This window comes from Ectobacillus ponti, assembly GCF_024294785.1.
GTDB classification, from domain to species: domain Bacteria; phylum Bacillota; class Bacilli; order Bacillales; family Bacillaceae_G; genus Ectobacillus; species Ectobacillus ponti.
The window spans coordinates 165,365-186,436 of the sequence record NZ_JANCLT010000005.1 but is presented as its reverse complement, the minus strand read 5'-3'; the positions used below and the strand labels follow the sequence as shown (position 1 = coordinate 186,436).

Genomic DNA, 21,072 nt, shown 5'->3' with positions numbered 1-21,072 from the left:
AGCAAGGGCGCCCCTTGCTTTTTTTTGCTTACAGCATGTATACGCGTGATTCATAAGGGCGCAGTGTGAAGGCTGTTGCAGCTTCATGCTCCGGCACCTCATAGTTGCTCAGCACCACTTGTCCGGCAGACAGCATATGTCCCTCATGTGCATATGCTGCGGGCTTGCTTGTCAGGTTGCACATCACCACCGCAGTCTGATGGCCCAGTGTTCTTGTGTAAGCATAAATCTGTTCATCCTTTGGCAGAATGAGATCATACTGTCCATAGACAAACAGCTCGTTCTCCTTGCGCAGTTGAATCATGCGCTTGTAGAAATTGAGGATGGAATCCAGATTTTGCAGGTCCTTTTCCACGTTGATGTCGACATAGTTTTCGTTCACGCCAATCCAAGGCATTCCGGTTGTGAAGCCGGCATTGGGCTGGTCATTCCATTGCATCGGGGTACGGGAGTTGTCGCGGCCGGTTGCCCAGATGATCTCCATGATTTCCTCATGGGACACTCCTTTTTCACGCTCCAAGCGATACATGTTCTTGATGGCGACATCATCATACTCCTCAATGGTCTGGAAATGCACGTTCGTCATGCCGATTTCCTGTCCTTGATAAAGGAATGGCGTACCCTGCATCAGGAAGTACATCATGCCGAATGCTTTGGCGCTCTCCACACGGTACTCCCGGTCATTTCCCCAAGTGGAGACTACACGCGCCTTGTCATGGTTCTCAATAAACAAAGCATTCCAGCCATCCTTTTCAAGACCCTTCTGCCACTTGGACAGCGTCGTCTTCAGGCTCACCACGTCAATCTCATTCGGCTTGCTTTTGTCCCACAGGTCCAGGTGCTCAAATTGGAAGACCATATTAAATTTGCCCTTCTCTTCACCAACCCAAAGATGTGCATCCTCAGTCGTAACTCCGTTTGCTTCGCCCACCGTCATAATATCGTATTTGGCAAACGTTTGCGCGTTGAGCTCTTCCAAAAATGCATGAATGCCTTCCTGGTTCATATGCGCCTCAAAGGATGGCACATAATCAAGCCCCTGCGGATTTGGCAAATCCGGCAAGCCCGGCTTTTTCTTAATATGAGAAATTGCATCCACACGGAAGCCGTCAATGCCCTTGTCGAGCCACCAATTGATCATATCATGCAGGGCAGAGCGCACATCCGGGTTCTCCCAGTTCAAGTCCGGCTGTCTGCGGGAGAACACATGCAGGAAGTATTGTCCTGTTTCCTCGTCATATTCCCAAGCGGATCCGCCGAAAATGCTTTCCCAGTTGTTGGGCTCCGCACCTTCCTTAGGATCGGCCCACATATACCAGTCACGTCTTGGATGGTCCTTCGATGAGCGGGACTCAACAAACCATGGATGCTCATCGCTTGTATGATTAATCACCAAATCAATAATCAGCTTCATGCCGCGGCCGTGCACTTCCGCCAGCAGCTCATCAAAGTCGGCCATGGTGCCGAATACGTCCATCACTTCATGGTAGTCACTGATATCATAGCCGTTATCATCGTTCGGCGACTTATAAAACGGGCAAATCCAAATCACATCGATTCCGAGATCCTTCAGGTAGTCCAGCTTGGAAATGATGCCGCGCAAATCTCCCATGCCGTCTCCGTCGGAATCCATAAAGCTGCGCGGATAAATCTGATATGCCGTCGCTTCCTTCCACCAAATCTTTTTCATGCAAAAATCCCCTCGTTTCTTTGTTGTCACAATATCACATGCTACCGAAATTGCCGGAAAACATCAATAGGAGGGCAGGAAAAAGTCAGCTGACCTTTTCCTGCCGCTGTTTTATTTTTTATAGTATACAACCGCTTCGTACGGACGGAGAGAGAGGGATGCTTCCCGGCGCTCCAGGTTTTCCAGCAGCACCTCTGCCTGCCGCATTTCCGCCAGCAGCTCTTCGTCATCCAACTCTTGCGGCTCGCTGCTGAAGTTGCAGAGCACGATGAGCTTTTCATCCCCCAGAACGCGCTCGTAGGCAAATACCGCCGGATGGTCACGGTGCAACAAACGGTATTCGCCGAATGTGATAATCTCCATTTCCTTGCGCAGCGCAATCAGACGCTGATAATGGTAGAAAATTGAATTCTCATCCGCAAGCGCCTGCTTCGCATTGATTTCTGTATAGCGCGGATTGACTCGAATCCACGGTTCTCCTGTTGTGAAGCCGGCATTCTCGCTGTCATCCCATTGCATGGGTGTCCGCGCGTTGTCGCGTCCCTTCACGTAAATGGACTTCATAATGTCCTCGTGCACATACCCTTGTGACAAGCGCTCGCGGTACATATTCAGCGTTTCAATGTCGCGGTAATCGGACAGGTCCGTGAACTGCACATTCACCATCCCGATTTCTTCTCCTTGATATATATACGGTGTGCCCTGCATCATATGCAGGCACGTCGCCAGCATTTTCGCTGCCTCCACGCGGTGCTCCCGGTCATTGCCGAAGCGGGACACGATGCGCGGCTGGTCATGGTTGTTCCAATACAGGCTGTTCCAGCCTTTATCGTGCAGCGCTGTCTGCCACTTTGTCAGGTTGTCCTTCAAGTCCAGCAAATTCAGCGGTTTCAGGTTCCATTTGCCGCCCGGCGCGCTGTCAAGGTCCATATGCTCGAAGGTGAACACCATATTCACTTCCTTGCGCTCCGGCGCTGTATACTGGATGGCCAAATCGGTTGTAGCGCCCGGCATTTCGCCCACTGTCATAATGTCATACCGGGCCAGCACTTCCCGGTTCATTTCCTGCAGGAATTCATGGATGCGCGGGCCATTGAGAATAAACGGCGTGCCATCACCGTACAATTGTCCCGGCTGCTTCTCACCGTCCGGCCAGCCCGGCACCTTGGAGATCATGTTAATGACATCCATGCGGAAGCCGTCCACGCCTTTATCAAGCCAGAAGCGCATCATCTTATATACTTCCTGGCGCACCTTTGGGCTTTCCCAATTTAAATCCGGCTGCTTCTTGGAGAACAGATGCAGGAAGTATTCCGCCGTTTTCTCATCATACTCCCAGGCGGACCCGCTGAAGAAGGAGCCCCAGTTCGTCGGCTCTTTGCCGTCCTTGCCCGGATGCCAGTAGTAATAGTCACGGTACGGGTTATCCTTGCTGCTGCGGGATTGCACAAACCACTCATGCTCATCCGAGGTATGGTTGACAACAAGGTCCATAACTAGCTTTAAACCGCGCTTATGCAGTTCCTCAAGCATGACGTCAAAATCCGCCATGGTGCCGAACTCTTCCATAATGGCTTCGTAATCACGGATGTCATAACCATTATCATCATTCGGAGAATCATATACGGGGCTCAGCCAGATTACATCCACACCGAGCTCTTGCAAATAATCCAGCCTGGAGATGATCCCTTGCAGGTCACCGATGCCATCACCGTTTCCATCCATAAAGCTGCGTGGATAAATTTGATATACAGTGGCGGTCTGCCACCATTTCGCGTCGCCTTTGACAAACGTTTGCATTAATCTGCATCTCCCAACTTCTCTTAATTTTGATAAATCGGCAGCTGAAACAGCTGTTCAATGACCAGCAAGGCGGCCCCTTGCAGCCATGCATCATTTCCAAGCTGCGATACGACAATTTCTGTCGGCAGCGCAGCTGCAGCAAAGAAATTTTCCTCCGCCACCTTTAAGGCATACGGCAAAAAATGGGGGGCGTAGTTCATTCCCTCCCCGGTCAAAACAATGCGCTTTGGATTCAGCGTGTTAATGACGTTCACCAGTCCATATCCGATATGCGTTCCCATCTCCCGCAACAGGCGGGCAGCCAGCTCGTCTCCTTGCTTCAATGCTTGTTCCATGCCGGAAAAGGTGTAGCGCTCCACAGCTGTATGAGGGTACTGCCTCCGCAGCTCACCGCCTGCATGCTGCAGATAGAACTCAGAAGCATACATTTCCAGACAGCCACGCTGGCCGCAGTGGCAACGGTAGCCATTCATTTGCACAATCGTGTGGCCGAACTCCCCAGCTCCGCCAAAGCTGCCATAATACATGCTTCCATCAATCACAATGGTCAGACCAAGGCCGGCTCCGATGGACATGATGACAACATGGCGCTGCTTTTCCTTGCTCCCAAGCGTCAGCTCGGCCAGTGTGTAAGCGTTTATATTTTTATCCAGGTAAACAGGCATGCCGTTCAAACGTTTGGAAACCTCTTTGCATATGGAAACGTTCTCCCATCCGAGCAGAGAGGACCGCAAAATCGTGCCTGTTTCCCTATTAATCAGCCCGGAAGCCGCAATGCCAATGCCGGCAATCTGCCTCTCAGCCAACCCATGGGCCTGCCGCATCACCTGAATCGCAGCGCTCAGCAGCTCTACAGCCTTTTCCGGCTTGCTTCCAGCCTCAAACGGGACCGTCTTCACGTCCAGAATCTCTGCCTGTAAATCCGTCAGCGCAACCCGCAGCTGTGTTTCTTCCACCTTTACACCAAAAGTGTAGCTGTATCTTTCATGGAATTGCAGCAGCACCGGCTTTCGCCCGCCGGTGGAATGGGCTGTGCCCACTTCCCGCACCAGACCCTCACGCAGAAACTCCTCGGTAATATTTGTAACGGTGGACAGCCCGATGCCTGTCGCTTTCGCGATATCCGTCCGGCTCACCTTGCCGGATTGCCGAATATGCTGCAGCACCAGAAACCGGTTTAAATCCTTAATTAAATCCTTATTTCCTTTTCGAACCGTTGTGATGGAGGGACACCTCCTTGCTTTCACTTATTTCACTCGCTGAAATAAGTCAGTTTCAGTGTAGCGTACTTTTTTCATTCACGCAATAAAGGATTGTTACATTTTTTGCAAAAAGAAAAAGAATATGTATATGAACACATATTCCCCGTTTTACACGGCTCAGCTGCCCAGTCCGTGCGGCAACATATTCATCAGGCTGCCGGCATATAATGCAGGGAATGCTCAAATATCTGGGGGGATTTCTTTGCTTACAAAGGAAATGCAGGACACATTAAACAGGCTCATCCAACTGGAGCTGACTTCTGCCTACTTATACCTGGCCATGTCTGTCTACTTCAGCAGGGTCAATATGAGCGGTTTTGCCCATTGGCTGCAGCTGCAGCATGATGAAGAACGGGGACATGCCGCACAGCTGATGAAATATGTGGTGGACCGCGGCGGCACAATCGAACTCAAAGCGCTGCCGGAGCAGCCGGTCAACTTCGGCTCCCCGCTGGAAGCCTTTCAGTATGTATTGTCCCACGAGCAGTCTGTCACCAACACCTATCGGCAGGCCTACGCGTCAGCAGCCGGTGATCCGCAAACGCTCGCCTTGCTGCAGGGATTTCTGCAGGAGCAGGTGGATGAAGAGGCGCAAGCGACTGTGATTGTCGGCCGCCTGCAGATGAACAGCGGCAATCCGGCCGGGCTGATCCTGATTGACCAGGAGCTGGGACAGCGCAAGGATTAAAGCATCTTCCCCCCTCGGAGAAGATGCTTTTTTCCTGATTGCCGGAAGGAGGAGCATCATGCAGGAGGCAGTTGTTTTTCTTGTTTGCTTTGCCGCCCTGTCAGCTGCTGCGCTTGCCTTGATTGTCCATTGCCGTGAGCGCAGCCTCGTATGCGTTTGTTCAACCCGCCAGTATCAGAAATATTTTACAGCTGTGGGCCGGCTTGAAGAGGCTGGAATTCCCCATATAACAAAGGCTGCCAACCTGCCTGGAAGTACGGCCGCCCCCGCTGAGCATGTGCAGCAGTATACGCTGCTTGTCGCCAAAAAGCATGAGCAGGAGGCACGGCGGCTGCTCTGCCAACTAGGAAAGTAGACGCTGAATGAGCTGCTGCTGCAGCCGCTCCGCTGCCTCAACTGCTGCTTGGCGGCTTTGCACCTCTTGCTGTGACTGCTGCAGCCTGCTCTTTCTTTCGGCCATCATGCGCTTTACTTCCTCCAGGTTTGGCCCGCCCGTCACCGAACGGCGCCTGATAAATTCGGCAGGCGATACGATGCCGGCCCATTCTGCATCTGTCAGTTCCACTTCCGCAAGCACAGTGCTGGCTTCGGCCGCACTTAGGTCCGAAAGCTCCTTCCCTTCCGCCAGGCAGCTTTTGGCCACACGGGCCGCCAGCTGATGTGCCTGCCGAAACGGAATTCCTTTCTCGCGCGCCAGCACATCCGCCAGCTCTGTAATGGTGATGCTGTGCTGCTGCGCCTTTTCCGCCAAATGGGACACATCCACCTCCATCGTCCGGATGACTGCATCCAGCAGCTTCAGCGCACGCAACGCCTGCTCGATGCTGCGGTACAAATGCGGCTGCAAGTCATCCTCTGTATCGACAATGTCCCCAAATGGCGTATTATGAATCATATGAAACACCACAAGCGCTTCGCCGCATGCACTGCTTGACAAGGCGCGGGCGTGCTCCAAAGAGACGGGATTGCGCTTTTGCGGCATGATGCTGCTGATTTGTACATATGGAGCGGCAACAAGGATGCCGCCAAACTCCTTCGTCGCCTGCAGCAGCAAATCCTGTACAACGCGTCCTGTATTTGTCATCATAGTCAACACGGCCGCGCTTCCCGCCAGTATATAATCCGCACCGGCAATGGCGTCATAGGAGTTCTCCGCCAACCCGGCAAAGCCGAGCAGCTCTGCGGTGCGGTGCCGATTGATCGGGAAGCCCGTCGTTGCCAGCGCTGCCGCTCCCAGCGGAGATAGATTCACTGTATCATAGGATGCAAGCAGACGCTGCATATCACGCTGCAAGACATCATGCACAGCCAGCAAATAATGCCCCAGCGTTGTCGGCTGCGCGGGCTGCGTATGTGTGTAAGCCGGCATAATGGTGCCCGCATGCTCTTCCGCTGCGCACAACACACTCTCCTGAAGCACAAGCACCTGCTCCAGAAGAAGGGCGAGGCGGCGGCGCAGTGCCAGACGATACATGGTTACCCCCATATCATTCCGGCTTTTGCCAATATGCATGTTGCCGGCGAGGCAGCCGGCAGTCTGCTCCAGGCGGGCCTCCAGCAGAAAGAACACATCCTCATAGCGCGGGTCATAGGTCAAATCCGCATCCTCCGCCTCCAGCAGTGCCCGCAGCATTTCCTTTCCATCCTCCCGGCTGATGATGCCCTGCTCATACAGCATCAGCACGTGCACCCGCTGTACTGCCAGCATCTCCTTATACAGATAATCGCGCTGGTCGCGGAATATCGGAGCCAACAGCTGCTCTGCATACGTTTTACCAGGAAATACTGTCCCCTCCTGCTTCATAAACTCCTGTTTCCGATTTGTCATGCCCTTCACTCCTCATATGCCTATATACATATAGTAGCAGCGGATGGGGCAGACGTTCATGGGATTTCCAGAAAACTCTGGAATGGCAGCTCATCAAAAAAAGCCGGAATATCCGGCTTTTGCGCAGTTCAGCGAAGGGCTTGCTTCACGTTATGATCAAGAAAGGTTTGATACGTAAATTTCTTCAATTCCCCCCGCAGCAGCTTATTTTCTTCCTCACTCAGCTCATCCGCCAGGAACACGATCTCAGTCCGGTTCCCTGCCTGGTCTGTCGCATAGGCAGCAGTTGCCAGCACAGATGCTGTATAGCCGCCCTTCTGTCCAGCCCAGCGCAGCTTGCCGCGGTAAGGCGGCGGCTCCGGCGCCGTTTCGGCAATCCGCTTCCATTGCCGCTGCAGAGCCGGATCAAGCAGCCGCTCATTATTTACCCGTTCGAGCAGACGCACATAGTCCGCTGCCGAGGCGGCCGGCAACCGATGGGACCATATATTCTCATATTGCGGTCCGCTCCACAACGGAATATTCTTGTGCAGCCCATTTCCCTTCTTCAAGCGTTCATGGAGCAAAAATGCATACTGCTCATATTCTGACTGTGTCATCCGCTGCATCCGCTCCTGCACCTCCTTCTTGGAAAGGCCGAGCTCCTGGTGCAGATATCCGGGAATGTACAGGGAGGAAACAATCGGAAACAGCTGCCGGTGGTGCAGCAGCCCAAGCTCTTGCATCGTGCGGTTAATATTTTGAATGCCAAGGCGGTCCATCAAAAATTCCGTATTGGCATTGGAGCTGAAGCGCATCATGCCTCTGGCCGCCTCCTCGAGCGTCACAGCGCCCTCGCTCCACTCCGGCCGATTCTCCACATCACGCAGCCATTCCTCGTGCGCTCCGCCATCTGTACCGGGAACATAGTACGCGCGAAGTTCATGCAGCGAAACAAGCTCCTGCGGCCGGATCAGGCCGGCGGCCGCCTGTCTGGCAAACTCGTACGCCACCACCAGCTTGACTGTGCTGGCAAGCGGCAGCACAAGGTCCGGATTTGCTTCATACACCACTTCATCATTCCTTTTGATCAACAGGGCACACCGCTTTTTCCCCTTATTCGTTTCCACGTAACGCAAGATGTCCCCGCCCTGCTGCGAGGATTTCTTTGCAAACAGAAATCCTCCGCCAAGCATCGCGGCAACCGCAAAAAGAATGACTGCTGTCCAAGCACCCGGCTTCAATCGCATCCCTCTCCCGATCTTCGTATCTAGTACTATTATAAAGCCTGGATCTGCCAGATTGGAAGAAGAAAAATTGAACAGAAAAAAAGCCCACAAAATCTGCGGGCTTACGGCTGCTTCTGTTTATGACGGGCAGAGCTCGCTTCCCGTCCGCTCTCTGTCGTGGTTGTGCCTTGTCCCTCCACATGCGGAGAATTCAGAGCTGATTTGGATGAATCCTTTTTCTTTTTCGGCATGCTGTTCACCTCCCTTCTTACGTTCCCCTTTTTTCGTAACATGAAATCCTTTAACAAAATGGTAATATATGTAACAATAATGAAATTTGAAAATTCTGCCTATTTGAAGTACCATATTTCTTAGATGCTTACACCTTGTACATAGACCGCATGTATCTCATTACCAAGGGGGTTATCGGATGAGTCAGGTAGCTGTAAACGTTCATGAAAGAGTAGAGGCGTTCCTGAAGGGGACAAAAAAGCTGTATATTAACGGCCAGTTTGTTGAAAGCGCTTCCGGAAAAACGTTTGAAACGCCAAACCCGGCAACAGGTGAAACACTTGCCGTCGTGTATGAAGGCAGCCGCGAGGACATTAACAAAGCGGTTCTGGCTGCCCGGCAAGCATTTGACGAAGGCCCATGGTCCCGCATGAGCGCTGCTGAACGCAGCCGTCTGATGTACAAGCTTGCAGACCTGATGGAGGAGCACAAGGAGGCGCTTGCGCAGCTTGAAACACTGGATAACGGCAAGCCGATCCAGGAAACACTCAATGCGGATCTGCCGCTCAGCATTGAGCATATGCGCTATTTTGCCGGTTGGGCCACGAAGATTGTGGGACAGACAATCCCGGTCAGCGGCAACTATTTCAACTATACACGCCATGAAGCAGTTGGTGTGGTCGGCCAAATCATCCCATGGAACTTCCCGCTGCTGATGGCAATGTGGAAAATGGGCGCCGCCCTCGCTACAGGCTGCACAATCGTGCTGAAGCCTGCGGAGCAGACGCCGCTGTCTGCCTTATATTTGGCAGAATTGATTGCAGAAGCCGGCTTCCCGAATGGCGTCATCAACATCGTTCCGGGATACGGAGAAACAGCCGGACAGGCGCTTGTCCAGCATCCTCTTGTTGATAAAATCGCGTTCACCGGCTCCACTGAGGTCGGTAAAACTATTATGCGCGAGGCTTCCAAAACATTGAAGCGCGTCACGCTGGAGCTCGGCGGCAAGTCGCCAAACATCATCCTGCCTGATGCCGATTTGTCCCGCGCCATTCCGGGCGCTGTGTCCGGCGTGATGTTCAACCAAGGGCAAGTATGTTGTGCCGGCTCCCGCCTCTTCATTCCGAAGAAGATGTATGACAATGTAGTCGCTGATCTGGCTTCCTATTCCAATGCGCTGAAGCAAGGTGCCGGCCTGAACCCGGACACCAATATCGGGCCGCTTGTATCTGCAGAACAGCATAAACGCGTGCTTGGCTATATTGAAAAGGGAATTGCGGAGGGCGCTGAAGTCGTTGCAGGCGGAAACAATCCGTTTGACCGGGGCTATTTCGTTGCACCGACTGTTTTTGCCGCAGTACAGGATGAAATGACAATTGCCAAGGAAGAAATTTTTGGCCCGGTCATTTCGGCCATGCCGTTTGAAGACTTGGATGACCTCATTGACCGTGCGAACGCCAGTGAGTACGGCTTGGCTGCGGGTGTTTGGACGGAAAACATCAAAAATGCCCACTATGTGGCCTCTAAGCTCCGCGCCGGCACAGTATGGGTGAACTGCTACAACACATTCGACGCCGCTTCTCCATTTGGCGGGTATAAGCAGTCCGGCATCGGGCGCGAAATGGGCTCCTATGCGCTCAACAACTATACAGAAGTCAAAAGTGTATGGGTGAACATGAACTAAGAAGCAAGCCCCTCCAGCCATGTGCCGGGGGGGCTTTCCTTATACCTGCAGCCCGCCGCTTACGTTCAGCACTTCGCCCGTAATATAAGCGGCGGCATCCGATGCCAGAAAAGCCACTGCCTGCGCCACGTCCTCCGGCTTGCCAATCCGTGCTGCCGGAATGGCGGCAATCATCCGCTCCTTTACCTGATCCGGTATTGTTTTTGTCATCTCTGTATCCATGAAGCCGGGACAAATTGCATTACAGGTAATGCCGCGGCCCGACAGCTCCTTTGCCGCTGTCTTGGTCAAGCCGATTACACCGGCCTTTGCCGCAGCATAGTTTGCCTGTCCAATATTGCCGAGCCAGCTGATGGAGGAGATATTGATGATACGGCCGAAGCCTTGCCCGCGCATCAGCACAGCTGCCGGCTGCAGACAATTGTAGACGCCGGTCAGATTGACTCCAATCACATCGGACCATTGTGCCGGCTCCATTTTATGAAGCATCGCATCACGGGTAATGCCCGCATTGTTGACAAGAATATCCAGACGGCCATATGTATCCGCCGCGTATCGGATCAGCTGCTTCGCCTGCTCCGCATCCGCCACATTGCAGGCACAGCCCGCAGCCTCGAAGCCTTGTGCCCGCAGCGCTTCTGCCGCTTGCTTTGCCCCCTCTTCATTCACATCGCTTATGACAACAGCAGCTCCCAGTGCTGCCAACTGACTTGCAATAGCTTGTCCAAGGCCGCGTGCGGCTCCTGTGACGACCGCCGTTTTCCCCGTTAAATCAATCATTTTCCTCATCCCCCTGCCCAATGGTTGTACTTGTATCGTATTCGACCCCCGTCTCCCTTTTCCTGTCCCCGGTGGCATAAAATGAAACTGGGCACACATACTAACAAGGCGGAAAAATGATGCAAAAAGGAGGGTCACAACATGAAGGTAGATAAAAAATTCATGCAAAGCCGCCAATCCGACGGCCGTGATATCGAGTTTTCCCAGGAGCTTGCCGACCAGGATGATTTGGAAGCACAAGCACGCTCCAAGGCGGCAGATGCCCGCCAGCATGCCAAAATGAAAAAGCAATGACAAGAAGGCCTCCTACCGGCCTTCTTGCTTGTTCTTGCATTTCATATAGTGCGCCAGCGCCAAGAGCGGAAACAGCTCATTATAGCTGTGATACTGAATATAGAAGCCGCCCGGCAATCCAAGTCCGGTCGGATATTCGAGCACGTGCCGCTTCAGGTCCTGCTGCTGCAGCAAGTACAAAATGCCGCGGCGGATCGCAGGCGTTTCCCGCTTTTGGACAGATAAGAGAGCGTCCACAGCCCAGGCTGTTTGGGAAGGTGTGCTGAAGGAAAGCGGCACAAACCGCTTTTGGACACTGCTGCTGCAGGACTCCCCCCAGCCTCCGTCGGGGTTCTGGATGGATTCCAACCAGCGCACGGCTTTTTGGATGGACTCATCCCGCTCGGCGCGCACCGCCTGCAGCCCCGTCAGCGCCGCCCATGTGCCGTAAATATAACAAACACCCCATCTGCCATACCACGAGCCATCCGGCTCCTGATGCCGTTGCAGCCATGACACAGCCCGGCTGACTGCCGAATGGTCCGCCTTCAGCCCGGCATAGCCTCCGAGAAATTCCAGCACCCGCCCGGTCAAATCCGCTGTGGAAGCATCAATAATGGCATCCTCTGCATTCGCAAGCGGCAGGCAGGTCAGCCACTCCCGGTTGGCATCCTTCTCAAAAGCCCCCCAGCCTCCATCGTTGTTTTGCATGCCGAGCAGCCAGCGGAACCCCCTCTGCCACCTTTCCCGAAAACGATCATCCACAGCAGCCGTGCGCGTCAGCGCCCGCAGGGCAGCAGACGTGTCATCATGGTCGGGAACTCTCTCGTTCACCTCCGAGAACCCCCAGCCGCCTGGCGGCACATGCGGCGCGTGCACAGCCCAATCCCCCTGCTTCGTATGCTGTTTGCCTGCCAAATACCGACTGGCTGCCGCAATCATTGGATCATCCGCTGAAACCCCTGCTTCCTGCAGCGCATAGCTGAGCAGGGCAGTATCCCAAACTGTCGAGGGAGAATTTTGCAGGTGCCAGCCGCGGTTTGTTTCATACAGCATGGACCTTAATCCCTTCACCGCCCGCTGAATGACCGGTGAGACTGTCTCATAGCCAAGTGCCAACAAAGCATAAATCATATAAAAGGTGGAGCTCGCATAGCTGTAAAGCGTGCCATTTGCCTCAATTCGCTGCAGCATAAACTGCTCAGCTGCCTTATACCCCCGCTGCTGCACAGCACGCGGATAAGCAGCAAGACGCCTTCCTTCTTTTAGAATTGCCTCCAGCAGGGAACTGCGCTGCCCGGTAAACCATGAGGTCTCCCCCCGCACATGCAGATGGCTGAGATCCGGAAAGGGCACATCAGCCACGGTGAATTTCTTATTCATGCAGATAATCATCGGTGTTAGGTGAATACGGGCATAGTTGCTGAATTCATATATATTCAGAGGTGCATAGGAAGGCAGCAGAAACAGTGCCGCCGGAACATAAAACAGATGCGGATAGGCGTACTGCCCGTGAACAGCCAACATAAATTTGGTCATAAAGTGCGCTTCTCCCAGACCGCCCTTTTCACGGATAAATGCTGCGGCCCGCTGCATATTGGCATCGCTCTGTTGAAAACGGCCGGAAGACAAAAGCGCCGTATAGGCCTGGATGGTTGCCGACAAATTTCCGTCCGCCTCATCCTCATGCAGCTTCCATGCCCCATTTGCCACCTGCAGCCCGGCGATTCGCGCCGTCAGCAGGTCCGTAAGACGCTCATCCTCCATCCGCAGCGCCCGCAGCAGCAGAAGCATCCAGCAATCCGTCATGATGGCGCCTTCAAAACAAAAACGCCAAGAGCCATCGTTATATTGCTTTTGCCGCAGCTCTTGGACGCGCTGCTGCACCTGTGCGGCGGCAGCTTCCCGCAGGTCCATGGTATCCACTCCTTTCACAAGCATCACTACAATATATTCCCGCCCTGCTTCCATATACGCAAGGACGCTGCTTTCCTCAATACGGTATATGAAATTTAAAGAACGGGCATAAAAAACAGGAGCGTACATGGCTCCTGTCTTCAGCAATACCAGGCAGCTACAGCAATGCCCAGAATAGCGCCGACAATCACCTGATATGGCGTGTGGCCTACCAGTTCGTTCAGCTGCTTATAATCCTTGATCTTGCCATGGAAGAAATCATTGAGAATTTTGGCCTGCATGCTGACCGCCAGCCGGACGCCGGAGGCATCATACATGACAATGATGGCCAAAATCACGGCAATCGCGAAGGCCGCGCTCTCAACGCCTTCTTGTATGCCAACTCCCGTCGCCAACGCTGTGACCGTGGAGGAATGCGAGCTTGGCATACCGCCGGACGCAAACATTTTGGACAAATCTAAATCCCTTGTGCGGAGCAACGTAATGACGACCTTTGTCAGCTGCGCCAAAAACCAAGCGATGACCGCCGCAACCAGCACCTTATTATAAATGATGTTCTCCACCGTGAGACACCCCTTTTCTCAAAAGCGGTCTGTTTTCTTCATGATAGTATGTTCCTCCAAAAAAGGCAAATATATCCGCAGACAAGCCACTTTATACAGCTGGCTCCTGCTGCAGCATCGTCCAGTTCACCACATGCATGTCCCCCTGCTTCAGACGCTCCTCCAACTCCCTGCGAATGCCGGGCAATTCCTGTGTTCCGCAGCCGGGAATGAGCACATATAAAACACGGGCCCGTTCGTCATAGGCAACTGCATTCGGCTCAGCCGACAGGCCGTAGAGCAACGGCTGCAGCTGCGGAAGGCGCTGCAGATTCAATTCGCGTATGTATAACCCAATGCATTGGTACGGCTGATGGAACAGCTGCTCCCGCTGCTTCTCATGGCCCAGCCGCTCCACAAATGCCGGGAACCGCATAATGGAGGTGCCTTCATGGAAGCTCTGCTCCTCCGGCTTGTAAGCCGCCTCATAGCGCTCTACTACCGTATGCAGCAGCCATGCCAGAAATTCCTGAGAAGAGCCGCGATATGATTTCATTTCCTGTATCATAAGAACACGCCATATTTCACGGCCCCGTTGAATGGGAACAGCAAGCAAGGGGGCTGTAGGACTGTCCTCTTCCACCCTGACCGTCAGCTTCCTGTTCAAGAACAGCCGGCTGTAGAAGGCCTGCTCCTTCTCCATCCCCAGCTCATAAGGCAGCTCTCTCGGATTACCATGCCGCACTTTCAGCCGGAGCTTCTGCTGCGGAGCATCTACACAGTAAACCGCCACCTGTTCCGCCCCAAACTGCTCATGCAGCAGAAGCACCATCTTGTCTGTCAGCCTCTCTGGATTTGTTTCATGGAATACGGCCTCCATGCGGCGCAGCGCTTCCAGCTTCTGCAGCTCCTGCTGTAAATCCTGTTTTTGCTTTTCCAAATCCCGCACCGTCCATTTTAACCCATGGTTCTCTTCCTGCAAACGGTGAGACCTCCGCTGCAGCTTTTCATACACGCGCCGCACATATATGCTCAGCAGCAAAGCAAAAGCATCCATGGCAAACAGCCGGGCAAACACACCAGCTGTCTCCCGGTTCAACAGAAAAGAACCGTCGCTCATATATATTTTTACCGCTACAGTGAGCAGCGTCAGCAGCACCGTACATACAGAAAGACCGATCCCAAAACGCAGACTGAAAAAAACGGAAGCAAGCGAGATTGCGACAAGAAACAAAACATCGCCCATTCCCCAAACAGCAAACATGATACAAAGCACCAAAGCTCCCGCAATTCCCATCACATACCGGCTTCCGGCTGCTTCTTTCATCAAACCACCTCCATATATATCTATATAACATTTATAATAATATAAAAAATGGAACAAATTCCATGAAAATATTTTATTTTTTTAATAAAATACTTGATTTTTTAATTTGATGAGCTGTTTCAGGTAAAACAGGCTGTTTCTCTCTTGCCTGCAGTCCATACCAAGGCTTTTACTCTCTCACACGCACTCTCCTGAAAATAATAAAAAAAGAGAGCTGGGAGGCTCTCTCAGGATGCTTTCATCGACTTCTGCCGGCCGAATTTCGGGCTCATGTGGCGCAGCAATCTTGTGTTGGCGAAGGAAAACAGCACCAACGCACTCCAGATACAAGAAAACGCAATGAGGTGCGTATGCGTAAAGTGCTCATGGTACAGGAACACACCCAACCCCAGGCTGATGGTCGGCGCAATATACTGCAAAAATCCAATCATGCTCAGCGGAATGAGCTTGGCGCCCATGGCAAAGTACAAGAGCGGCAGCGCGGTTGCAGCTCCTGCTCCCATCAGCAGGAGGCTCAGCGGAACCTCTGTCCCAAATGAGCCCCCGCCCTGCATCAGCAGGTAAATCAACGCGATGGGGGTGATGACCAGCGTCTCAAACGTAAGCCCGACCATGGAATCAAAATTCGTAAGCTTCTTGGCCAGTCCGTACAAAGCAAAGCTGACCGCCAAAGTTACGGAAACCCAAGGGAAGGATCCGTAATTCCAGGTCAAAACTCCAACGCCGGCTGCCGCCAGCAGGACGGATACATACTGCCAGAAGCTTAAGCGTTCCCGCAGCACCACAGTGCCGAGCAGAATGCTCACGAGCGGATTAATATAATAGCCAAGGCTGGCTTCAATGATATGGTTGTTATTGACTGCCCATATATAGATAAACCAATTGACGCTGATTAACAAGGACGCGATAATTAACGAGATGAAAGGTTTCGGCTGACGAAGCAGCGCTTTGGCCTGCCTGCCGAAATCCCCCAAACGCCGGCTGCCTGCCAGCACCAGCAGCATGAACACAAACGACCAAACAACACGGTTTGCCAAGATTTCCTCTGCTGCTACGTTGTCGACCAACTTCCAGTACATCGGCAGCACGCCCCACACTACATATGCGCCGGCTGCGTATACCATCCCTTTTCTCTCTTGTGATTGACTCTCCATTCCCGGTTCACTCTCCTTTTTGCCTAACGCTTATTATAGCGCCCGGGAAAGAGCCGCGACAATGTTTTTTTATCTCCATCTTGCACAGAAGCCGGACATAAAGAAAAGCAGGCCGATTATGCCTGCTCAAACAGCTTCTTGTATTCGCCGTAGCCTTCCTTCTCCAACTCCGTCTTCGGAATGAAGCGAAGAGCGGCCGAGTTGATGCAGTAGCGGAGACCGCCCAATTCACGCGGCCCATCGTTGAACACATGGCCCAGATGGGAATCTGCCGTTTTGCTGCGCACCTCCGTCCGGATCATGCCATGCGTCAAATCCAGCTTCTCCTGCACTTCTTCCTCCCCGAGCGGCTTCGCAAAGCTCGGCCAGCCACAGTGAGAATCGAATTTGTCGAGCGAGCTGAACAGCGGCTTGCCGGACACGATATCCACATACAAGCCTTCTTCATTGTAATTCCAAAATTCATTTTGAAACGGCGGCTCCGTGCCATTCTCCTGTGTTACCCGGTATTGCATCGGGTCCAGCTTACGGATTGCTTCCTGCTTTTTTTGTGAATCCATCCTTGCACACTCCCTTATTCATTTTTCCCCATTATATCGGACTGCCGCGCCAAAGAAAAATGAAGCGCTCAGCGCAGGCCCCAGAGCGTCAGCAGCCAGATGCACGCCAATACGGGCACACCGACAGTAAATTTCATCTTTTTCGTCTTATGCCGGAACATATACATGCCGCTCCAAATCCCGGCCGCTCCGCCGGCAGCGGCGGCAAGCAGCAGGGCACGCTCCGAAATGCGCCACTCGTGCCGCTTCGCCCGTCGTTTGTCATAGCCCATCATCCCGAACGCCCAGGCGTTTACGACCAATATGTACAGCCAAATCAACAGCATCTCCCCCCTGACTCTCTCTATCATATAAGAAAAAAAGCATGCAGAAAAGTCTGCATGCCTAGCGGATGTCCAAATACATATGCAGGTTATCACGCACCGCCTGCTGCAGGTCCGGATCCACCTCAATTTCATAATGGTCGCCGTCCAAGCGGCTCGTAAAGCCGGAGAAGCCGCGGCTGTGCAGGAAGGAATCCACATCCCCGATGTGCTCTCCTTGCACAAGCAGCACCTTTTTGCCGACATAATCCGCATTCACATATACATCGTAAGCATCATGATTCAGCTTCACATTGTTGGTGTCGCCGCCGCTATGAACCAGCGGAAAAGCGCCCGGTGAAAGCCCGAAGCCCGGATAGCTGCCGTCTGTAAAAGGCATACCCATCACCCTCCTTTTTCTCGTTCTCTCTGTAAGGGTGCGTCAAATCCTTCCTTCCTATACGTTGCTCTCCTCTTCCTCCTCAATCTCGCGGATGCCAAGCAGATACACCCACTTTTTGTAGGCGGCGCTGTTCTCATCCGTATAGCCGCGGGCATAGGAGCGGTTCCAGAGATGCTCGATAAAGATGGCCGCCTCCTTCTTCGCAACTCCCTCTGTCCCGACACCATAGTACGTTTTAAAATAGACATGAATTTCATCCAGCAGGAGCCGCAGCAGCTCATCTGACGTTTCCTCAAGCGTCGCGTCGCGCTTCGCCTCATAGCCGTACATGAGCACAACGTCGAGAATGTTATGAATATGCTCCTTCTTCATCCAGCGCAAATCCTGCGCCCCGGCCACGAACGGATGTGTATATAAATGCCCGCCGCTTTGCAGCGCCTGCTCCTGCTCCTGTTCAAAGCGGGAGATGATATTTTCGTAAATGAACGGGTTGTGCAGGAGCGCCCGGTGCAGCTTATAGCCTTCACTGGACACATTTTTGCCCATGGATTGAATGAGCGAGCTGCGGCCGACGCCATTGTACTGGTACACAAACTGCTCATCCACACGCGCCAGGCTGATCCAGCGGTAGACATGCGCATACAGGAAGGCCCGGTTGCATTTTTCATAATCCATCTTTGTCTGAGTGGCGTTCAAGTCCGGCATAAAGGCCGGCAGGTGCCAGTACTTATCGAGATGCGGCGTCAGATTTGTCTGCCGCGTATTCAGCCGGTTGATGCGGCGGTAGTACGCCTGGAAATAATCGCCCTTGCCGTCCACATAGCCGCGCTGTGCGTGCCCGGAGGACAGCTTCGGAAAATCCTGCAGCGACAGGCCGTAATGCGCACGGTAGCAGACAATTTCAAACGGGGAGAAGGCGGTATCCACCGTTTCCTTCTCCTGAAATGCCTCCTGGAACAGCTCCTCATTCAGCTCCTGCCGCACAGACGGATGAATGCCCCAATACTGCATTTCCCGGTGATGTGCCACCTTCGGAATAAATGGGCTGGCAAGATGGACCAGGTTGCCGATCTTCTCGCGCACATATTCATCGTGGTTGCGCCCCTCCAGATCTGCCTCCTTGCGCAACGCCTCAATGATATTCATTTCCAGCTTGTCGCGGTAGCGCGTATGCAGCTCTTTCCGGCAGTAGCCCAGAATATGGGTCCGGTAAAAGTCTTCAATTTTGCCCGACCCTCCCTGCTCTCCCTCCCGGCAGTATTCCCGGTACAGACTGAGATAAATTTCGCTCGAGATATCAGGCGGCAGCGTGCCGTTATCCACACTCTGATAAATTTGCCGCCACAGCTTTTCCTGCATGGCTTCATCCGCCAATATATACACATTGGTCGGGTTGGTGCGCCCTTCAAATTCACGGGAACGCTTCTGTACCTCAATCAGCAGATTCTCCCGTGTTTCCTGCAAGTTGTCAAAGAAGCGCTCCCAGTGCCTAATCATGTTTTCAACAGCCTGATAGATGCTGTGATAGACGAGCTCCAGCAGCAAATCCTTGCGGTACTCGTTCAGCTTATTGACATACTGGTTGATGATGTCCTGAAACTCCCGGCGGAAGGCGCGCTGCTGATTATGGAACATTCTGCTGATCCAGCTTTGCTGCTCCGCCAGCTCCACGCGGCGCACCGCCGTAATATTGCCGTCACCATTTCCCGTATTAAACTTCTTATCATAGTTTTGGATCAGCGTCCGTTTTTGCTCATTGCCCTCCTGCAGGCGGCGCATGCGCTCACCCAGCAGCTTGCGCACCTCGTACAGCATATACCGCGCCGATACCGGGTGCACCGCCGTCGGCCGCTTCAGGAACCAGGTATTGAGCTGATAGGACTGCCCTTCCGAACCCGCCGGCGAGAACTGGTCCGCCTCGATGATGTCATACACCAGCGTAGTCACATGCTCATGCACGCGGCTCGGGATGCTGTAGGCGTACATGCGCACAGCGTTATCAATCCGGGCCACCTCGCCCTTCATCTGCTCCTCGATCTTCAGCTTGGCCGTCGAGATTTTACATTCGCGCTGATAGCGGTTCAGCTCTTCATCCTTTTGGATGGTGCGCTGCACATAATTCTCCACGGACTCCAAGAGCAGCTTCGCCTTCGACATCCCGCTTTTGCCGATCTCGGCGCCTTCCCGCGTTTCCTGATACATCTGGCGGTAAAACGGATGCGCCCGTTCGGGCCGGGTCGCGAGGTGCTCCAAATCCTCCACATAGCTGCGGCCGCGCTCCGGCTTCTCCCGCTGCATGCCGCGCCGCACATCCTGCTCATAGCGCAGCTTCTTCTCTTCAAACAGCTTATCGAGATGCAGCCATGATTCATCCAGCCCCTGCACCGCCCACTTCAAGGCACAATACTCCAGCACATGCTCATACGGATAAATCAGCTTTGATGCCCCGGCGCCGCAATAGCGGGCCTTGCCGCTCGAATCGGCGAGCTGCTGAATTTGATTATCCTCCTGGGCAAAATGATTGGGCGACAGCGGGCTGAACAGCTGCAGATAGATCGTATTGGTCATCTGCTCCGTATAATCGGACAAGCTCTGCAAATGATGCCCGTGCAGGTTTTCATAATCATACAGGAAGCAATAATTATACGGCAGATGCTTCTGCGTAATGATATGGTTCGTCCGGCCGTCCTCATCCACCTGATCCGGGCGGTACTCCAGTTCAATCGTCACCCCGCCGCGCCGGGACAGTTCACCGGTGGAGCCGAGCGTGATGGCGTGCAGCTCCTTCAGCGAGGCGTACGCATTGGCCTGCACCGACTCAAATTCCTTCGCGCTGATCGTTCTTGTCTTAACAAGCGCATCCGGCATCAGAAACGCGCCGCGGATGATGATGTTGTTATGATGCAGCTTCTTGCGCAGCATTTCGCGTAGGTACAGGGCAATCTGCAGGAACATTCCGGAGCCCGTGCCGCCGGCCAGCGAGGTGATGATGATGACCCGCACCCCATACTCTGTCGTATCCGTCGTCACCGGGAAAATCTTCTCAATTTCCTGCCAAAAGGAGGTGAGTTTATCATCCTTCATCGCCGCCCGGAGCGCCAGCCGCGAAATGACACGCAGCTGCCCCGCTCCCTCCGTCAGCGGCTTATCGAGAATCGTCGGGTCCTCTGGAAACCAATCCGTGATGGTGGGATCCTCCGCGATATACTCGCGCGGCGTTTTGCTCGAGCTCGTTTGAGTCACAAACTTGCGGATATGCTGAAATTTACTCACGGTATGAATGTCTGTGTCAAACACATGCATCGCCACCCGCTTGCGATGCTCCTTTGGGATTTTCTCATAGACACTATGGGTAATCGCACTGCCTATGCCGCCAAGACCAATTAAAATGGTAGGTACCTGCAAACTCACTTTCATCAC

The 21,072-nt window shown here is 53.3% G+C and carries 19 protein-coding genes; 4 read left to right on the top strand and 15 right to left on the bottom strand.

The window, feature by feature from the left end:
* Positions 1–28: 28 nt before the first annotated feature.
* The 3 genes from NK662_RS11570 to NK662_RS11560 form a co-directional block, all read right to left on the bottom strand.
* Positions 29–1,690: a glycoside hydrolase family 13 protein gene (locus NK662_RS11570; RefSeq protein WP_254759093.1), complete on the bottom strand. Its 1,662-nt coding sequence runs from the start codon at positions 1,688–1,690 to the stop codon at positions 29–31.
* A 111-nt stretch (positions 1,691–1,801) separates the two neighbouring features.
* Positions 1,802–3,490 (bottom strand): glycoside hydrolase family 13 protein, encoded by a 1,689-nt coding sequence (locus NK662_RS11565; RefSeq protein ID WP_254759092.1) that lies wholly within the window; start codon positions 3,488–3,490, stop codon positions 1,802–1,804.
* 23 nt (positions 3,491–3,513) lie between these two features.
* The gene (locus NK662_RS11560; protein ID WP_254759091.1) at positions 3,514–4,740 is read right to left on the bottom strand and encodes an ROK family transcriptional regulator; all 1,227 of its coding nucleotides are present in this window, start codon (positions 4,738–4,740) and stop codon (positions 3,514–3,516) included.
* A 217-nt stretch (positions 4,741–4,957) separates the two neighbouring features.
* On the opposite strand from NK662_RS11560, the gene NK662_RS11555 reads away from it, so the two are divergent.
* Together NK662_RS11555 and NK662_RS11550 are read left to right on the top strand one after the other, a co-directional pair.
* The gene (locus tag NK662_RS11555; RefSeq protein WP_254759090.1) at positions 4,958–5,443 is read left to right on the top strand and encodes a ferritin; all 486 of its coding nucleotides are present in this window, start codon (positions 4,958–4,960) and stop codon (positions 5,441–5,443) included.
* 58 nt (positions 5,444–5,501) lie between these two features.
* Positions 5,502–5,798, top strand: a complete 297-nt coding sequence (locus tag NK662_RS11550) for a hypothetical protein (RefSeq protein WP_254759089.1) — start codon at positions 5,502–5,504, stop codon at positions 5,796–5,798.
* Here the strand turns inward: NK662_RS11550 and argH are convergent.
* The 3 genes from argH to NK662_RS11535 all read right to left on the bottom strand — a co-directional run bounded on the left by argH (position 5,787) and on the right by NK662_RS11535 (position 8,730).
* Positions 5,787–7,271 carry an argininosuccinate lyase gene (argH, locus tag NK662_RS11545; protein WP_254759088.1) on the bottom strand — a complete coding sequence of 495 codons (1,485 nt, stop codon included), beginning with the start codon at positions 7,269–7,271 and terminating at the stop codon, positions 5,787–5,789. The two genes, NK662_RS11550 and argH, sit on opposite strands and share 12 nt — an antisense overlap.
* Before the next feature lie 128 nt (positions 7,272–7,399).
* Entirely contained in the window at positions 7,400–8,494 is a 1,095-nt protein-coding gene (locus NK662_RS11540) for a serine hydrolase (protein ID WP_254759087.1), read from the bottom strand.
* 107 nt (positions 8,495–8,601) lie between these two features.
* Positions 8,602–8,730, bottom strand: coding sequence for a YuzL family protein (locus NK662_RS11535; protein WP_254759086.1), 129 nt, complete (start codon positions 8,728–8,730; stop codon positions 8,602–8,604).
* 179 nt (positions 8,731–8,909) lie between these two features.
* Between NK662_RS11535 and NK662_RS11530 the strand changes: the two genes are divergently transcribed.
* A complete protein-coding gene (locus tag NK662_RS11530; RefSeq protein ID WP_254759085.1) occupies positions 8,910–10,394 on the top strand; it encodes an aldehyde dehydrogenase family protein in 1,485 nt (494 codons plus the stop codon).
* 39 nt (positions 10,395–10,433) lie between these two features.
* Here the strand turns inward: NK662_RS11530 and fabG are convergent, their stop codons facing one another.
* On the bottom strand, positions 10,434–11,174 hold the full coding sequence (gene fabG / locus NK662_RS11525) for a 3-oxoacyl-ACP reductase FabG (protein ID WP_254759084.1): 741 nt from the start codon (positions 11,172–11,174) through the stop codon (positions 10,434–10,436).
* A 141-nt stretch (positions 11,175–11,315) separates the two neighbouring features.
* Between fabG and NK662_RS11520 the strand changes: the two genes are divergently transcribed.
* A complete protein-coding gene (locus NK662_RS11520; protein WP_254759083.1) occupies positions 11,316–11,468 on the top strand; it encodes a YfhD family protein in 153 nt (50 codons plus the stop codon).
* A 12-nt stretch (positions 11,469–11,480) separates the two neighbouring features.
* Here the strand turns inward: NK662_RS11520 and shc are convergent, their stop codons facing one another.
* The 8 genes from shc to NK662_RS11480 form a co-directional block, all read right to left on the bottom strand.
* Positions 11,481–13,364 carry a squalene--hopene cyclase gene (gene shc, locus NK662_RS11515; RefSeq protein ID WP_254759082.1) on the bottom strand — a complete coding sequence of 628 codons (1,884 nt, stop codon included), beginning with the start codon at positions 13,362–13,364 and terminating at the stop codon, positions 11,481–11,483.
* Between the two features lie 140 nt (positions 13,365–13,504).
* On the bottom strand, positions 13,505–13,927 hold the full coding sequence (locus NK662_RS11510) for a divergent PAP2 family protein (RefSeq protein ID WP_254759081.1): 423 nt from the start codon (positions 13,925–13,927) through the stop codon (positions 13,505–13,507).
* Positions 13,928–14,018: 91 nt separating this feature from the next.
* Entirely contained in the window at positions 14,019–15,233 is a 1,215-nt protein-coding gene (locus tag NK662_RS11505) for a cupin domain-containing protein (RefSeq protein WP_254759080.1), read from the bottom strand.
* 227 nt (positions 15,234–15,460) lie between these two features.
* Complete coding sequence (rarD, locus tag NK662_RS11500; protein WP_254759079.1) at positions 15,461–16,387, bottom strand: EamA family transporter RarD; 927 nt, start codon at positions 16,385–16,387, stop codon at positions 15,461–15,463.
* A 116-nt stretch (positions 16,388–16,503) separates the two neighbouring features.
* Entirely contained in the window at positions 16,504–16,947 is a 444-nt protein-coding gene (gene msrB / locus NK662_RS11495; protein ID WP_254759078.1) for a peptide-methionine (R)-S-oxide reductase MsrB, read from the bottom strand.
* A gap of 68 nt (positions 16,948–17,015) precedes the next feature.
* Positions 17,016–17,267: a DUF1294 domain-containing protein gene (locus NK662_RS11490; protein ID WP_254759077.1), complete on the bottom strand. Its 252-nt coding sequence runs from the start codon at positions 17,265–17,267 to the stop codon at positions 17,016–17,018.
* Positions 17,268–17,331: 64 nt separating this feature from the next.
* Positions 17,332–17,649, bottom strand: coding sequence for a hypothetical protein (locus NK662_RS11485; RefSeq protein ID WP_254759076.1), 318 nt, complete (start codon positions 17,647–17,649; stop codon positions 17,332–17,334).
* 57 nt (positions 17,650–17,706) lie between these two features.
* A complete protein-coding gene (locus tag NK662_RS11480; protein ID WP_254759075.1) occupies positions 17,707–21,063 on the bottom strand; it encodes a tubulin-like doman-containing protein in 3,357 nt (1,118 codons plus the stop codon).
* Positions 21,064–21,072 lie beyond the last annotated feature (9 nt).

Bases quoted from the DNA above. Each gene is read 5' to 3' on its own strand.
- NK662_RS11570 (WP_254759093.1), bottom strand. From the start codon at position 1,690: ATGAAAAAGATTTGGTGGAAGGAAGCGACGGCATATCAGATTTATCCG.
- NK662_RS11565 (WP_254759092.1), bottom strand. From the start codon at position 3,490: ATGCAAACGTTTGTCAAAGGCGACGCGAAATGGTGGCAGACCGCCACT.
- NK662_RS11550 (WP_254759089.1), top strand. From the start codon at position 5,502: ATGCAGGAGGCAGTTGTTTTTCTTGTTTGCTTTGCCGCCCTGTCAGCT.
- argH (WP_254759088.1), bottom strand. From the start codon at position 7,271: ATGACAAATCGGAAACAGGAGTTTATGAAGCAGGAGGGGACAGTATTT.
- NK662_RS11535 (WP_254759086.1), bottom strand. From the start codon at position 8,730: ATGCCGAAAAAGAAAAAGGATTCATCCAAATCAGCTCTGAATTCTCCG.
- NK662_RS11530 (WP_254759085.1), top strand. From the start codon at position 8,910: ATGAGTCAGGTAGCTGTAAACGTTCATGAAAGAGTAGAGGCGTTCCTG.
- fabG (WP_254759084.1), bottom strand. From the start codon at position 11,174: ATGATTGATTTAACGGGGAAAACGGCGGTCGTCACAGGAGCCGCACGC.
- NK662_RS11520 (WP_254759083.1), top strand. From the start codon at position 11,316: ATGAAGGTAGATAAAAAATTCATGCAAAGCCGCCAATCCGACGGCCGT.
- shc (WP_254759082.1), bottom strand. From the start codon at position 13,364: ATGGACCTGCGGGAAGCTGCCGCCGCACAGGTGCAGCAGCGCGTCCAA.
- NK662_RS11505 (WP_254759080.1), bottom strand. From the start codon at position 15,233: ATGAAAGAAGCAGCCGGAAGCCGGTATGTGATGGGAATTGCGGGAGCT.
- rarD (WP_254759079.1), bottom strand. From the start codon at position 16,387: ATGGAGAGTCAATCACAAGAGAGAAAAGGGATGGTATACGCAGCCGGC.
- msrB (WP_254759078.1), bottom strand. From the start codon at position 16,947: ATGGATTCACAAAAAAAGCAGGAAGCAATCCGTAAGCTGGACCCGATG.
- NK662_RS11485 (WP_254759076.1), bottom strand. From the start codon at position 17,649: ATGCCTTTTACAGACGGCAGCTATCCGGGCTTCGGGCTTTCACCGGGC.